This is a genomic window from Streptomyces sp. NPDC059477, from assembly GCF_042749375.1.
Taxonomy (GTDB): Bacteria; Actinomycetota; Actinomycetes; order Streptomycetales; family Streptomycetaceae; genus Streptomyces.
Map to the genome: position 1 here is coordinate 16,679 of NZ_JBHYUG010000061.1, position 12,447 is coordinate 29,125.

Below are 12,447 nucleotides of genomic sequence, written 5' to 3' on the forward strand. Positions count from 1 at the left end.
AAACCGAAACCAATCAGCGCCCGCCCCCCCCCCCCCGGCCCACCCCGCCGGTCCGCTCACCGTGGCGCCGGGACCCGCGCGGCCCGCAGCACGGCGGGCAGCAGCCCGGGAAAACGCTCTTCCAGGTCGTCGTCGCGCAGCGCCAGGGTGTACTCGCGGCCCACGGCCTCCTGCCAGATCAGTCCTCCCTCGCGCAGTACCCGCCAGTGGTGGGTGAGCGTGGACTTGGGAACGCCTTCGAGCAGGCTTCCGCACGGAGTCGGGCCGGATTCGGCGAGCGTGCGCACAACCTGGAGACGCAAGGGGTTGCTCAGCGCGGTGAAGACGTCTTCGAGTCGGATCTCATCGGTTCTCGGGTGACGGAGTGCCATGACAGCCATGGTACGAAGAGTACGAAGATACGCGGACGGTGAGACCCCCTCGCCTTGCGCGGTGTGTGCGTACGATGATACGAGTATGTACGTAGCAATGCTCCTGTGGAGCCGTAGCCGTCCGGGTGCAGTTAAATCCCCCGGCTGACACCCGGCGATCAGAGGTGGGTGCGGGCGTGGCCTACGTCCGCACCCACCCGCTCAGCGTGAAGGTGAGGAAAGCGCAGTGACACAACCGTCGACCGCCTCCGTGGACGAGCCGGTCACCTGTGACGTGGTGATCGTGGGCGGTGGTCCCGTAGGGATGCTGCTCGCCCATGAGCTGGCCCTTCAGGGCGTCCAGCCCCTGGTGGTCGAGAAACTCCCGGTGCCGTCCGGAGTGTCGAAGGCCGGCACGCTGCACGCCCGTACGGTGGAGAGTCTGCACCGGCGCGGATTGCGCGAGGCCGTGCAGCCGCGACCGGCGCGCGGGGGACTGAGCAGTGTTCCCTTCCACTTCGCGGGCATGTTCGACATTGACCTCGCCGAGGTGAGCGCCGAGGGTCCGGTCATCGTCGGCAGCCCCCAGGCGTACGCCGAGCACGTCTTCGCCGAGCGGGCCGGTGCGCTGGGCGCGCGGATCGTGCGCGGTCAGGAGTGCACCGGCGTCCATGACGAGGGCGACCGCGTCCGCGTGGACCTCCGGGGCGTGGACGGGACCGCGAGCCAGGTCACCGCGCGCTGGGTGGTCGGCTGCGACGGGGTGCGCAGCGCCGTCCGCCGCTCCGCCGGGATCCCCTTCACCGGTACGCCCGCCACCGTGGCTGCGCTGATGGGGGAGGTGCGCCTGCTCGACCCCTGGGCCGCGCCGACCGGCTGGCAGCGCACCCCACGGGGCTGGACCCTGGTGTGGCTGAACCCCGGCGGACACAGCCGGGTGTGCACGTACGACTTCGAGGGTCCCTCGCCGGACCGCCAGGCGCCGGTGACCTTCCAGGAACTGCGCGGGGAGATGGAGCGCATCGCGGGCCGCCCCGTACCGATGGCGGAACCCCGCGACCTCACCCGGTTCAGCGACGCGGCCCTCCAGGCCGAGCGCTACCGCAGTGGCCGTGTGCTGGTGGCGGGCGACGCCGCCCACGCACACTTCCCGATGGGCGGACAGGGCCTGAACACGGGTTTGCAGGACGCCATCAACCTGGGCTGGAAGCTCGCCGCGGAGGTCAAGGGGTGGGCGCCGGCCGGTCTGCTCGACACCTACCACGCCGAGCGGCATCCCGTGGCGGCACGCGTGCTGTACAACGTGCGGGCCCAGGTCGCGCTCATGCACCCGGGGGTGCTCACGGACTCGTTGCGCGAACTGTTCCGCGAGACGATGCACCTGCCGCAGGTCAACGAGTTCCTCACCAAGATGATCAGCGGCACGGGCATCCGGTACGACATCGGCGTGCCCGGCGACCCCCTGGCCGGCACCTTCGCGCCGGACGCCCGGCTGAAGACCGCCCAGGGCCCGACCAGCCTCGCCGCCCTGCTGCACGACGGGCGCCCGCTGCTGATCCACACGGCCCAGGCGGCCGACCAGGCCGGCCTGCTCGCCCCCTGGTCCGACCGGCTGTCCATCGTCGAGGTGGTACCGGAGTCCCCCGCCGCGATGCCGTCCCCGGCGGCGCTGATCCGCCCCGACGGCTATGTCCTGTGGAGCGGCCAGGGGGGATCGGGCGCGACGGGCCTGGCCGAGGTCGCCACGGCGTGGCTGGGCGCACCGGCCGCCTAGCCGTACCCGCCCCGTCAGGCGGGTTTCTCGGGTGCGGGTACGGATCCCAGGGCGCGGATCGCGACGTCGATCGCGGTGGCCAGCCGCGCGGTGTCGTGGCCCGCGCGTTCTCGCACCCGCAGGCCGAGCACGGTGGTGAACAGCAGCTCCACGGCGTCGTCGATGCCGAGATCCGGGGACAGTTCGCCCCGGTCACGGCCTTCGGTGAGCGCGGAGCGCAGCGCCTGCCGGGTGACCTCGAAGGCGGCCTCGGTCCGCCGGCGGACCCTCTCGTCGGTGGTGCCGAGTTCGGTGGCGGTGTTGACCAGGAAGCAGCCGCGCCCGGACTTGCCGTCGGCCGGGCAGGTGACCAGCCACAGCATCCATTCCCGCAGCACCTCCCGGACGGGGCGCTCCGACACGTCCAGCCGCTGTCTGGCCTCGGCCGACTCGGTGGCCCGGTAGTGATCGAGCGCGCGCAGGAACAGGGTGTGTTTGTCCGTGAACGTCCGGTACAGGCTGCTGGGCGTGAGCTTCAGCGCGTCACCCAGGTCGCGCACCGAGGTGGCGTGGTAACCGCGTCGCCAGAACAGCTCGGTCGCCGACCTGACCGCGTTCTTCTCGTCGAACTGTCGGGGGCGTGCCATGTCTTCACCTTACCCAACTTGTGGAGCGAGCGCTCCCATACTACTGTCATCAATATGGGAGCGCTCGCTCCCGAATTGTTGAAGGAGGCTCCCTTGACTACCGCAGGACAGACCCCCACCCAGACTCAGGAATTACCAGCGACGCCGGAGAAAAGTCACTGGCTGGCGGTCTCCTCGGTGGCCCTGGGCACCTTCTTGCTGGTGACCGCCGAGCAGCTGCCGATCGGTCTGCTGACCTCCGTCGGGTCGGCGCTGTCGATCTCCGAGGGGACGGCGGGCCTGATGGTGACGGTGCCCAGCATCGTCGCCGCGTTCGCGGCACCGCTGGTCCCGATGCTCGTCGGCGCGATGGACCGGCGCATCCTGCTGCTCGGACTCATGACCTTGATGACCCTGTCCAACCTGGTCTCGGCCGTGGCGCCGAACTTCGCCATCCTGGTGGGCTCCCGGGTCCTGGTCGGTATCGCGATCGGCGGCTTCTGGGCCGTCGCCAGCGGCCTGGCCGTCCGGCTCGTCGGCCCCGCGGACGTGCCACGCGCCACCGCGGTCATCTTCGGCGGTGTCGCGGCGGCGAATGTGTTCGGTGTCCCGCTCGGCACCCTGGTCGGTGACTTCGCGGGCTGGCGCATCGCCTTCACCTCGCTGAGCGCCCTGGCACTCGTCACGCTCGTCGCCCTGCTGGCGGTGCTGCCGAAGCTGGCCGCCTCGCAGGCGATTCGGCCGAAGCTGCTGCTGGAGCAGTTCCGCAACCCGGGTGTGCGCGTCGGCATCATCGCCACGGTGCTCATCGTGTTCGGGCACTTCGCGGCGTACACGTTCGTGAGCCCCGTGCTCCAGGACCTGTCGGGGATCGACGAGCGATACGTCGGTCCGCTGCTGTTCGGGTTCGGTGTGGCCGGCATGATCGGCAACTTCGTCGCCGGTTCGGCGCTCTCGCGGCGGGTGCACCGCAGCGTACTGACCATCGCCGTGGCCCTCGCGGTGGCGATGCCGCTCTTCCTGCTGCTGGGGCAGAGCGCGGTCGGCGGCGTCATCCTGCTGATCGTCTGGGGTCTGGCCTACGGCGGTGTGTCCGTGGGTCTCCAGACCTGGATGATCAAGTCCGCCCCGCAGGCGGTGGAAGCGGCCTCGTCGCTGTGGGTGGCGGTGTTCAACCTGGCCATCGGCCTCGGCGCGCTCGTCGGCGGCGTCATCGTCGACACGCTCAACCTCCAGAGCGTGCTGTGGCTCGGCGGGGCCTGCGTCCTGCTCGCCGCCCTGTCGATCTGGACCGCCCGCAACAACGACGCCCTTCGCTGACCGGTCCCCGCACGGGGCCGGCCCGGACGCGCGGTCACCCGGCGATCGAGCCGGCAGGGGCGCGGCGCGGCCGGGTGGCCCCGCTGGGATGCGGAGCCGGCGCGCGAGTGCGTCGCGGTGAAGGAGAAACGGCCGTACATCCCCGGGAGGCCGGGGCGACACGGCGGAAAGGCTCGTCCCACCTGGGTGCTGGTGGCGAACCGGGTGCGGGCGTGAAGACGGTCTGCACGACCCCCTTGGGGTTGTGCAGACCGTCGTCGTGTTGAGGGGCGGGTTCGGTGCCGTAGCGCCGGGTGGCACCGGGGGAGATCCCACAGGAGACCGCTCGGTCGGCCCGCGCGGTGTCTGCCGGTGTCGGTGTCGCGGTCCGCCGAGCGGCTGACCGACCGGCAGGCCGCACACGCGACTCGCTCGCCCCCGGACCCTACGTACGCCCCTTGCACCGGAGCGGCCGACACCCGGGCGGCCGACACCGGAGCGGCCCGCTCCGGATTCGGCTTCTCGGTGCTCGGCGAGACCGTGCCCGCCCACCGGGCCCCACCGCACGCCTCCGATAGTGACCGGCGTCACTGGAACGGCCCGTGTCGACCGCCCATCCCCGGCGAACCTCTGGTAGCAAGAAAAGTGGCAGTCGGAAAATCCGCCTTTGCCCCCTACCTCCTACCTCCCTGAGGAGGCGGTCTCATGACTCCGGCCAAGCCCAGCGATGTCCACGCGACGCCCGGCGGCGACGCGTCCACCGACGAGACCCCCACCATCCATATCCTGTGGATCAACGCCGGGCTGAGCTGCGACGGCGACTCGGTCGCGCTGACCGCCGCCATGCAGCCGAGCATCGAGCAGATCGCCCTCGGCGTGCTGCCGGGGCTGCCGAAGATCCAGGTCCACTGGCCGCTCATCGACTTCGAGTGCGGCCCGGTCGGCGGTGCCGACACGTTCATCGAGTGGTTCTTCAAGGGGGAGCGGGGCGAGATCGACCCGTTCGTCCTGGTCGTCGAGGGATCCGTACCGAACGAGGCGATCAAGCCGGAGGGCTACTGGTGCGGCTTCGGCGACAACCCGGAGACCGGCCAGCCCATCACCACCAGTGAGTGGATCGACCGGCTCGCGCCCAAGGCCCTCGCCGTCGTCGCCATCGGCACCTGCGCCACGTACGGCGGCATCCATGCCATGGCGGGCAACCCGACCGGGGCGATGGGGGTGCCCGACTACCTGGGCTGGGACTGGAAGTCGCACGCGGGCATCCCCATCGTGTGCGTGCCCGGCTGCCCCATCCAGCCCGACAACTTCGCCGAGACCCTCACCTATCTGCTCTACCAGGCGGCGGGCTCGGCCCCGATGATCCCGCTGGACGACAAGCTCCGCCCGGCCTGGCTCTTCGGCGCCACCGTGCACGAGGGCTGCGACCGGGCCGGCTACTACGAGCAGGGTGACTTCGCGGGCACCTACGACTCGCCCAAGTGCCTGGTGAAGCTGGGCTGTTGGGGGCCCGTCGTGAAGTGCAACGTCCCCAAGCGCGGCTGGATGAACGGCATCGGCGGCTGTCCGAACGTCGGCGGCATCTGCATCGCCTGCACCATGCCGGGCTTCCCCGACAAGTTCATGCCGTTCATGGACGAGCCGCCCGGCGCCACCCTGTCGACCAAGGCCAGCAGCGCCTACGGCGCGGTGATCCGCAGACTGCGCCATGTCACCGAGCACACCGTCGACCAGGAACCCAAGTGGCGCCGTACGGGCACGAAGATCACCACCGGATACCGGCCCCCGTGGTGACACCGCACCGCCGCCCGCCGCCCGTTCCTACCCCCGAACACCCCCCAGAAAGGCACGAATGAACCATGGCACCGACGACCAAGGCGGCCGGCGACGGCAGCGGCCTGATGGAGATGTCCTGGGATCCGATCACCCGGATCGTGGGCAGCCTGGGCATCCACACGAAGATCGACTTCAAGCAGAAGCGGGTCGCCGAGTGCTACAGCACCTCCTCGGTCTTCCGCGGCTACAGCGTCTTCATGCGCGGCAAGGACCCGCGCGACGCCCACTTCATCACCAGCCGCATCTGCGGCATCTGCGGCGACAACCACGCCACCTGCTCGGTGTACGCGCAGAACATGGCGTACGGCGTCAAGCCCCCGCACCTCGGTGAGTGGATCATCAACCTCGGCGAGGCCGCGGAGTACATGTTCGACCACAACATCTTCCAGGAGAACCTGGTCGGGGTCGACTACTGCGAGAAGATGGTCAAGGAGACCAACCCGGGCGTCCTGGACCTCGCCGAGCGCACCGAGGCCCCGCACGCCGCCGAGCACGGCTACCGCACCATCGCCGACATCATGCGCTCGCTCAACCCCATGGAGGGCGAGTTCTACCGCGAGGCGCTCCAGGTCAGCCGCTACACCCGGGAGATGTTCTGCCTGATGGAGGGCCGCCATGTGCACCCCTCCACGCTCTACCCGGGCGGCGTCGGCACCAACGCCTCCGTCCAGCTCTTCACGGACTACCTCAGCCGCCTGATGCGCTACGTCGAGTTCATGAAGCGCGTGGTCCCCCTCCACGACGACCTGTTCGACTTCTTCTACGAGGCCCTGCCCGGGTACGAGGAGGTCGGCCGCCGACGGGTCCTGCTCGGCTGCTGGGGTGCCCTCAACGACCCGGAGCACTGCGACTTCACCTACGCCAACATGACCGACTGGGGCCGGCGGATGTTCGTCACCCCGGGCGTCGTCGTCGACGGCAAGCTCGTCACCACCGACCTCACCGAGATCAACCTCGGCATCCGCATCCTGCTGGGCAGCTCCTACTACGAGGACTGGCAGGGCCAGGAACAGTTCGTCACCCACGACCCGCTCGGCAACCCCGTCGACCCGCGCCACCCCTGGAACCAGCACACCATCCCCGCCCCGCAGAAGCGCAACTTCGACGACAAGTACAGCTGGGTCATGTCACCGCGCTGGTTCGACGGCACGGACCACCTCGCCCTGGACACCGGCGGCGGGCCCATCGCCCGGCTGTGGGCCACCGCGCTGGCCGGGCTCGTCGACGCGGGCGGGGTCAAGGCCACCGGACACAGTGTCATCATCAACCTGCCGCGCACCATGACCCGGCCCGAGACCACCTTCGAGTGGAAGATCCCGAAGTGGAGCAACGCCCTGGAACGCAACCGGGCGCGCAGCTACTTCCAGGCCTACACCGCCGCCCTCGCCCTGCACTTCGCGGAGAAGGGCCTCGAAGAGGTCCGCGCCGGGCGCACCTCGACCTGGGAGAAGTTCGAGGTCCCCGACGAAAGCGTCGGCGTCGGCTTCACCGAGGCGGTCCGCGGTGTCCTCTCCCACCACATGGTGATCCGCGACGGCAAGATCGCCAACTACCACCCGTACCCGCCGACCCCGTGGAACGCCAGCGTCCGCGATCCCTACGGCACCCCCGGCCCCTACGAGGACGCCGTGCAGAACACCCCCATCTTCGAGGAGAACCCCCCGGACGACTTCAAGGGCATCGACATCATGCGCGCCGTGCGCAGCTTCGACCCCTGTCTGCCCTGCGGGGTCCACATGTACGTAGGCGGCGGCCGGACCGTGCAGAAGATGCATGTCCCCACCGGTCTGAGCGGGCTCGGCGGATGAGCGCCGCCCCCGCCCCGGCGCACGCGGAACGGGCCGGACGCCGGGTCGAGGCCGCCCTCGACCGGCTCGCCGCCACCGGCGACCCGGCCGCGACCGCCGCCGCCGAGGAACTCGTCGCCTCCCTCATGGAGTTCTACGGCGCCGGACTCGCCCGCATCCTCGACCTGCTCCCGGCACCCGCCGCCCGCACCGACGAACTGCTCGGCGACGACCTCGTGGCGAGCCTGCTGCTCCTGCACGATCTGCACCCCGAGGACCTCACCACCCGCATCGGCCGCGCCCTGGACCGCGTCGGCGGCACCCGCCCCGAAGTCCTCGGCCACGACGAGACGACCGGCACGCTCCGGCTGCGCACGGTGTCCGGCACCGGGTGCGGCTGCTCCTCCACCGCACCGGACGTCCGCCGGGCCGCCGAGGAGGCGCTCGCCTGTTTCGCCCCCGAGGTCACCGCCGTAGAGGTGAGCACCGAACCCGGCCGGTCCGAACCCACGCTGCTCCAGATCGGCGTACGCCCGGGAGCCGGCGCATGAGCACCACCTCGCCCGCCACGGCCCGCGCCCGCCAGGGACTGCGCCGGTTCCTCACCGACCGCCCGCCGGCGCCGGAGCGGTGCGGCATGTGCGGGGCACCGGTGGCGGACACGGACCACCGGCACTTCGTGGACACCGAGCGGCGCAGCCTGGTCTGCGCCTGCCCGGCCTGCTTCCTGCTGATGGAACGGCCCGGCGCCGGCGGCGACCGCTTCCGTCCGGTGCCCACCCGCTGGCTCACCGACCCCCGGCACCGCCTGGACGACCGCGCCTGGGACCGCCTGCGCATCCCGGTCGGCGTGGCGTTCTTCTTCCGCAACGCCGCCCTCGACCGGCTCGTCGCCCTCTACCCCAGCCCGGCCGGCGCCACCGAGAGCGAACTGGAACCGGACGCCTGGACCGCCGTCCTCGCCACCAGCCCCCTCGCCCGCCTCCTGGAACCGGACGTGGAAGCGCTGCTGCTGCGCCGCACCGACGACGGCTGCCGCTGCTACCTGGTGCCGATCGACGCCTGCTACGAACTCGTCGGCCGGATGCGGATGCTGTGGCAGGGCTTCGACGGCGGCGCCGAGGCCCGCGCCGCCCTGGAGGCCTTCTTCGCCCGCGCCGACGACCGCGCCCGGCCCCCGACCCCCGAGGACCGGCCATGAGCGGATTCTCCTTCAGCTGCACCGGCGTGCGCGCCGACCGCTACGCCGCCGGTCCGACCCTGGTCTTCCGGCTCAGGGTCACCCACTCCGGCGGCGAACCCGTGCACGCCCTCGCGCTGAACTGCCAGCTCCGCATCGAGCCCGCCCGGCGCGGCTACGGCCGTACCGAGACCGACGGCCTGGTGGATCTGTTCGGCGAGCCGTCCCGGTGGGGCAACACCCTCCAGCCGCTCCAGTTCGCGCAGGTGCCGCTGATGGTGCCCGGCTTCACCGGGGAGACCGAGGCCGACCTCGTCGTGCCCTGCACCTACGACCTCGACATCGCCGCCGCCCGCTATCTCGCCGCGCTCGACGGAGGTGACGTACCGCTGCTGATGCTGTTCTCCGGAACGGCGTTCACCGGGGCGGGCGGCTTCCGGGTCCAGCCCGTGCCCTGGGACCGGGAGGCCGCCTTCCGGATGCCGGTCGCGACCTGGCGCGAGATGGTCGACCAGCACTTTCCCGGCTGTGGCTGGATCCGGCTGCCCCGCGACACCATGGACGCCCTCCTCGCCCACCGCTCGCGGCGGGCGCTGCCCTCCTGGGAGGCGACCGTGCGCGACCTGCTCGACCGGGCCCCCGCCACCGGACCCGCCGCCGCCCTGACCACTGCGCCCGGAAGGACCGCCCCGTGAGCGCGACCGCGTTCGCCCCGCAGACCGAGGCCCGACTCGCCCTCGCCCGGCAGGTGGCCGACGCCGTTCTCTTCGAGGGCTATGTCCTCTACCCCTACCGGGCCTCCGCCGCGAAGAACCGGCTGCGCTGGCAGTTCGGCGTCCTGGTGCCGCCCGGCTGGGGCGCCGACCGCGCGGAACACTCCTTCCAGCGCACCGAATGCTTGCTGGAGGCGAAGACCGACGCCACCCTCGCCGTGGAACTGCGCTTCCTGCGCGCCCGCCGCCGCACCGTCCAACAGGCGTGCCCGGACGGCGGGTTCGAGACGGTGCCCGAACTCCGGCTCGCCGACCGGACCCTGGTCCCCTGGGACGAGGGGGTGGAGGAGCGCGTCACCGCGGTCGTCCCCGTCGCGGACCTTCTCGCCGCCGAGGTCACGATCCCCTTCGAGCGGCCCGCCGGCACCATCCACGAGACCGTCCTCGACGCGCGGGGCCACACCGCCGGACGCACCGTCCACCGCCACGAACCGCTGACCGGACGGCTGCGGCTCACCGCCCGTGAACTCGACGGCCCCTACCGGGTCGCGCACCTGAGCGCCGTCGTCGAGAACACCGGCGACTGGACCCCGCCACCCGACGCCACCGACGACCGGGACGCCGCCCTGCCCCGCTCCCTGGTCGCCGCCCACCTGCTGATGGCCGTGGACCGGGGAGCCTTCCTGTCGATGACCGACCCGCCGCAGTGGGCGAAGGGCGCGGTCGCCGCCTGCCGCAATCAGTACACCTGGCCCGTCCTCGCCGGTGAGCCCGGCCGCGCGGACCTGCTGCTGTCCTCACCGATCATCCTGGAGGACCACCCCGCCATCGCCCCCGAGAGCCCCGGGGCGCTCTACGACGCCACCGAGATCGACGAGATCCTCGCCCTGCGCACCGCCGCCCTCACCGACGAGGAGAAACGCGAGGCACGCGGCACCGACGACCGGGCCGCCGCCGTCATCGACCTCGCCGACTCCCTGCCCCCCGAAACGCTGGAACGCCTGCACGGCGCGATCCGCGGCCTGCGCGAGGCGACGACCCCGGGGACGACCGCGACGGTCGGCTTCGCCGAGGGGGGCGGGGGGTCCGCGAGGGTTGGCTCGCGGGGTGAGTACGGGGAGTCCGCCGGGACCGGTTTCCCCGATGGGTACGGGGAGTCCGCCGGGAACGGTTTCCCCGATGGGTACGGGGAGTCCGCCGGGAACGGCTTCCCCGACGGCTCCGGGAAGTCCGCCGCGACCGGCCTTCCCAACGGGTACGGGGAGACCGCCACCACCGGCTTCCCCGACGAGCATCGCGAGACCCCCATGACCGGCTTCCCCGACGAATACGGGGTACCGCGGCCCGACACCCCCTGGTGGGACCCGGCGGCCGACGCCGGATTCGACCCCGGCCGCGACCACGTCCTGATCGCGGGCCGCCCGGCGAGCGCCGGGAGCCGTCTCCTGCTGCGTCCCGGCCCGCGCCGTACCGACGCGCAGGACCTGTTCCTGCACGGCCACACCGCCACCGTCGAGTCGGTGCTGCACGACGTGGACGGAGCCGTCCATCTCGCGGTCACCCTCGACGCCGACCCCGGCGCCGACCTGCGCCGCGCCCAGGGCCGCTTCCTGTACTTCCAGCCCGACGAACTCGCCTGGCCCGAGGAACCGGCGTGAGCGCCCCGCCCGCCGGACCCCGCACCCTCGTCGCCGGCATGGGCAACATCTTCCTCGGCGACGACGCCTTCGGCGTGGAGACCGCCCGCGCCCTCGCCGCCCGCCCCCTGCCGGCCCATGTCGAGGTCGCCGACATCGGTGTCCGTGGAGTGCACCTCGCCTACCGGCTGCTCGACGGCTACGACACCCTGATCCTGGTCGACGCCACCGCCCGGGGCGGACCGCCGGGCACCCTCTACGTCATCGAGCACGAGGACGACACCACCGCCGTCGCCGAGGCGGCGGGCGCCCCGCTGGACGGCCACCGTATGACCCCGGACGCCGTCCTCGCCCACCTCGCCGCCCTGTGCGCGGGAACCGGCGCACAGCCCCCGCGCCGCATCCTCGTCCTGGGCTGCGAACCCGCCTGTCTGGCCGAGGGGATGGAGCTGAGCGAGCCCGTCTCGGGCGCCGTGCCCCGCGCCGTACAACTCGTCGAAGAACTGCTGACGGCCGCCCCGGACACGCAGCCGCGTCCACCGGCCGGCCATGCCGTGAAGTGAGGAGACACCCCGTGAAGAAGATCGTCGCCGGCGCGCTGGCCACCGCACTCGCCGTGCTGGCCGCCCTGTCCCTGCCCGACATCCGGCGCTACCTGCGCATCCGCAGGATGTGACGCCCGGCCCGGACGGGTCCGTACACCCACAACGCGCGGCTCGGCCCGCCCGCCCGGTGCGGCAAACGACGTACCCGGCCCGCCCCCGACGGCGTGCCGGGCCCCGGGCCCCGAGCCCCGCGCCTCTAATGGGACCCGGCCAGGCGCCCCCACGTACGGTCCGCACCGCGCGCGCCGGGACGGAGAGAGATGCACGAGATGTCCATCGCGCTGGCGGTGATCGAGCAGGTGGAGGAGGCGGCCGAACGGGCCGGTGACATCACCGCGGTGCGCTCGGTGCGGCTCCAGGTCGGCGAACTGGCCGGTGTCGTGCCCGAGGCCCTCACGTTCTCCTTCGAACTCGCCCGCGCCGGAACCCTGCTGGACGGCGCCGAACTGATCGCCGAACCGGTGCCGGGACGGGCCCGCTGCGCCCCCTGCGACCACACCTGGGCCGTCGGCATGCCCCCGCGGCTCAGCTGCCCCCGCTGCGCGGGTTCGCGCACCGACCTGCTGTCCGGCCGGGAACTGCGCATCACCGAAGTGCGCTGGGACGACGGCCCGGCGACAACCGAACGCACCCGTGAACCCAGCTTCGAGGAGCGCTGAAC

The 12,447-nt window shown here is 72.0% G+C and carries 13 protein-coding genes; 11 read left to right on the top strand and 2 right to left on the bottom strand.

Features of this window, described 5'->3' with window-relative positions; translation table 11 throughout:
- Positions 1 to 56: 56 nt before the first annotated feature.
- Positions 57 to 371, bottom strand: coding sequence for an ArsR/SmtB family transcription factor (locus tag ACFXAZ_RS26645; RefSeq protein WP_384596243.1), 315 nt, complete (start codon positions 369 to 371; stop codon positions 57 to 59).
- A 226-nt stretch (positions 372 to 597) separates the two neighbouring features.
- Between ACFXAZ_RS26645 and ACFXAZ_RS26650 the strand changes: the two genes are divergently transcribed.
- Positions 598 to 2,124, top strand: a complete 1,527-nt coding sequence (locus tag ACFXAZ_RS26650) for an FAD-dependent monooxygenase (protein ID WP_384596246.1) — start codon at positions 598 to 600, stop codon at positions 2,122 to 2,124.
- 14 nt (positions 2,125 to 2,138) lie between these two features.
- Here ACFXAZ_RS26650 and ACFXAZ_RS26655 read toward each other — a convergent pair whose 3' ends face one another.
- Positions 2,139 to 2,750 (bottom strand): TetR/AcrR family transcriptional regulator, encoded by a 612-nt coding sequence (locus ACFXAZ_RS26655; RefSeq protein ID WP_384596249.1) that lies wholly within the window; start codon positions 2,748 to 2,750, stop codon positions 2,139 to 2,141.
- Between the two features lie 93 nt (positions 2,751 to 2,843).
- Between ACFXAZ_RS26655 and ACFXAZ_RS26660 the strand changes: the two genes are divergently transcribed.
- The 10 genes from ACFXAZ_RS26660 (at position 2,844) to ACFXAZ_RS26705 (ending at position 12,445) form a co-directional block, all read left to right on the top strand.
- A complete protein-coding gene (locus tag ACFXAZ_RS26660; RefSeq protein ID WP_384596252.1) occupies positions 2,844 to 4,049 on the top strand; it encodes an MFS transporter in 1,206 nt (401 codons plus the stop codon).
- A 684-nt stretch (positions 4,050 to 4,733) separates the two neighbouring features.
- Positions 4,734 to 5,822 carry a hydrogenase expression protein HypE gene (locus tag ACFXAZ_RS26665; protein WP_384596254.1) on the top strand — a complete coding sequence of 363 codons (1,089 nt, stop codon included), beginning with the start codon at positions 4,734 to 4,736 and terminating at the stop codon, positions 5,820 to 5,822.
- Between the two features lie 65 nt (positions 5,823 to 5,887).
- On the top strand, positions 5,888 to 7,672 hold the full coding sequence (locus ACFXAZ_RS26670) for a nickel-dependent hydrogenase large subunit (protein WP_384596257.1): 1,785 nt from the start codon (positions 5,888 to 5,890) through the stop codon (positions 7,670 to 7,672).
- On the top strand, positions 7,669 to 8,202 hold the full coding sequence (locus tag ACFXAZ_RS26675) for a hypothetical protein (RefSeq protein ID WP_384596260.1): 534 nt from the start codon (positions 7,669 to 7,671) through the stop codon (positions 8,200 to 8,202). Before ACFXAZ_RS26670 ends, ACFXAZ_RS26675 begins: the two co-directional genes overlap by 4 nt.
- Complete coding sequence (locus ACFXAZ_RS26680; protein WP_384596263.1) at positions 8,199 to 8,852, top strand: DUF5947 family protein; 654 nt, start codon at positions 8,199 to 8,201, stop codon at positions 8,850 to 8,852. Before ACFXAZ_RS26675 ends, ACFXAZ_RS26680 begins: the two co-directional genes overlap by 4 nt.
- The gene (locus ACFXAZ_RS26685) at positions 8,849 to 9,526 is read left to right on the top strand and encodes a DUF6084 family protein (protein WP_384596266.1); all 678 of its coding nucleotides are present in this window, start codon (positions 8,849 to 8,851) and stop codon (positions 9,524 to 9,526) included. The genes ACFXAZ_RS26680 and ACFXAZ_RS26685 overlap by 4 nt, the downstream gene beginning before the upstream one ends.
- Positions 9,523 to 11,202 carry a hypothetical protein gene (locus ACFXAZ_RS26690; RefSeq protein ID WP_384596269.1) on the top strand — a complete coding sequence of 560 codons (1,680 nt, stop codon included), beginning with the start codon at positions 9,523 to 9,525 and terminating at the stop codon, positions 11,200 to 11,202. The genes ACFXAZ_RS26685 and ACFXAZ_RS26690 overlap by 4 nt, the downstream gene beginning before the upstream one ends.
- The gene (locus ACFXAZ_RS26695; RefSeq protein ID WP_384596272.1) at positions 11,199 to 11,744 is read left to right on the top strand and encodes a hydrogenase maturation protease; all 546 of its coding nucleotides are present in this window, start codon (positions 11,199 to 11,201) and stop codon (positions 11,742 to 11,744) included. Before ACFXAZ_RS26690 ends, ACFXAZ_RS26695 begins: the two co-directional genes overlap by 4 nt.
- Positions 11,745 to 11,755: 11 nt before the next feature.
- Positions 11,756 to 11,857, top strand: coding sequence for a DUF6893 family small protein (locus tag ACFXAZ_RS26700; RefSeq protein ID WP_384596275.1), 102 nt, complete (start codon positions 11,756 to 11,758; stop codon positions 11,855 to 11,857).
- A 189-nt stretch (positions 11,858 to 12,046) separates the two neighbouring features.
- Positions 12,047 to 12,445 carry a hydrogenase maturation nickel metallochaperone HypA gene (locus ACFXAZ_RS26705; RefSeq protein ID WP_384596277.1) on the top strand — a complete coding sequence of 133 codons (399 nt, stop codon included), beginning with the start codon at positions 12,047 to 12,049 and terminating at the stop codon, positions 12,443 to 12,445.
- Positions 12,446 to 12,447: the final 2 nt, after the last annotated feature.

What these genes read in the sequence shown, in the direction of transcription:
- ACFXAZ_RS26645 (WP_384596243.1), bottom strand. Translation starts at nt 371, where the DNA reads ATGGCACTCCGTCACCCGAGAACCGATGAGATCCGACTCGAAGACGTC.
- ACFXAZ_RS26655 (WP_384596249.1), bottom strand. Translation starts at nt 2,750, where the DNA reads ATGGCACGCCCCCGACAGTTCGACGAGAAGAACGCGGTCAGGTCGGCG.
- ACFXAZ_RS26665 (WP_384596254.1), top strand. Translation starts at nt 4,734, where the DNA reads ATGACTCCGGCCAAGCCCAGCGATGTCCACGCGACGCCCGGCGGCGAC.
- ACFXAZ_RS26670 (WP_384596257.1), top strand. Translation starts at nt 5,888, where the DNA reads ATGGCACCGACGACCAAGGCGGCCGGCGACGGCAGCGGCCTGATGGAG.
- ACFXAZ_RS26675 (WP_384596260.1), top strand. Translation starts at nt 7,669, where the DNA reads ATGAGCGCCGCCCCCGCCCCGGCGCACGCGGAACGGGCCGGACGCCGG.
- ACFXAZ_RS26680 (WP_384596263.1), top strand. Translation starts at nt 8,199, where the DNA reads ATGAGCACCACCTCGCCCGCCACGGCCCGCGCCCGCCAGGGACTGCGC.
- ACFXAZ_RS26685 (WP_384596266.1), top strand. Translation starts at nt 8,849, where the DNA reads ATGAGCGGATTCTCCTTCAGCTGCACCGGCGTGCGCGCCGACCGCTAC.
- ACFXAZ_RS26705 (WP_384596277.1), top strand. Translation starts at nt 12,047, where the DNA reads ATGCACGAGATGTCCATCGCGCTGGCGGTGATCGAGCAGGTGGAGGAG.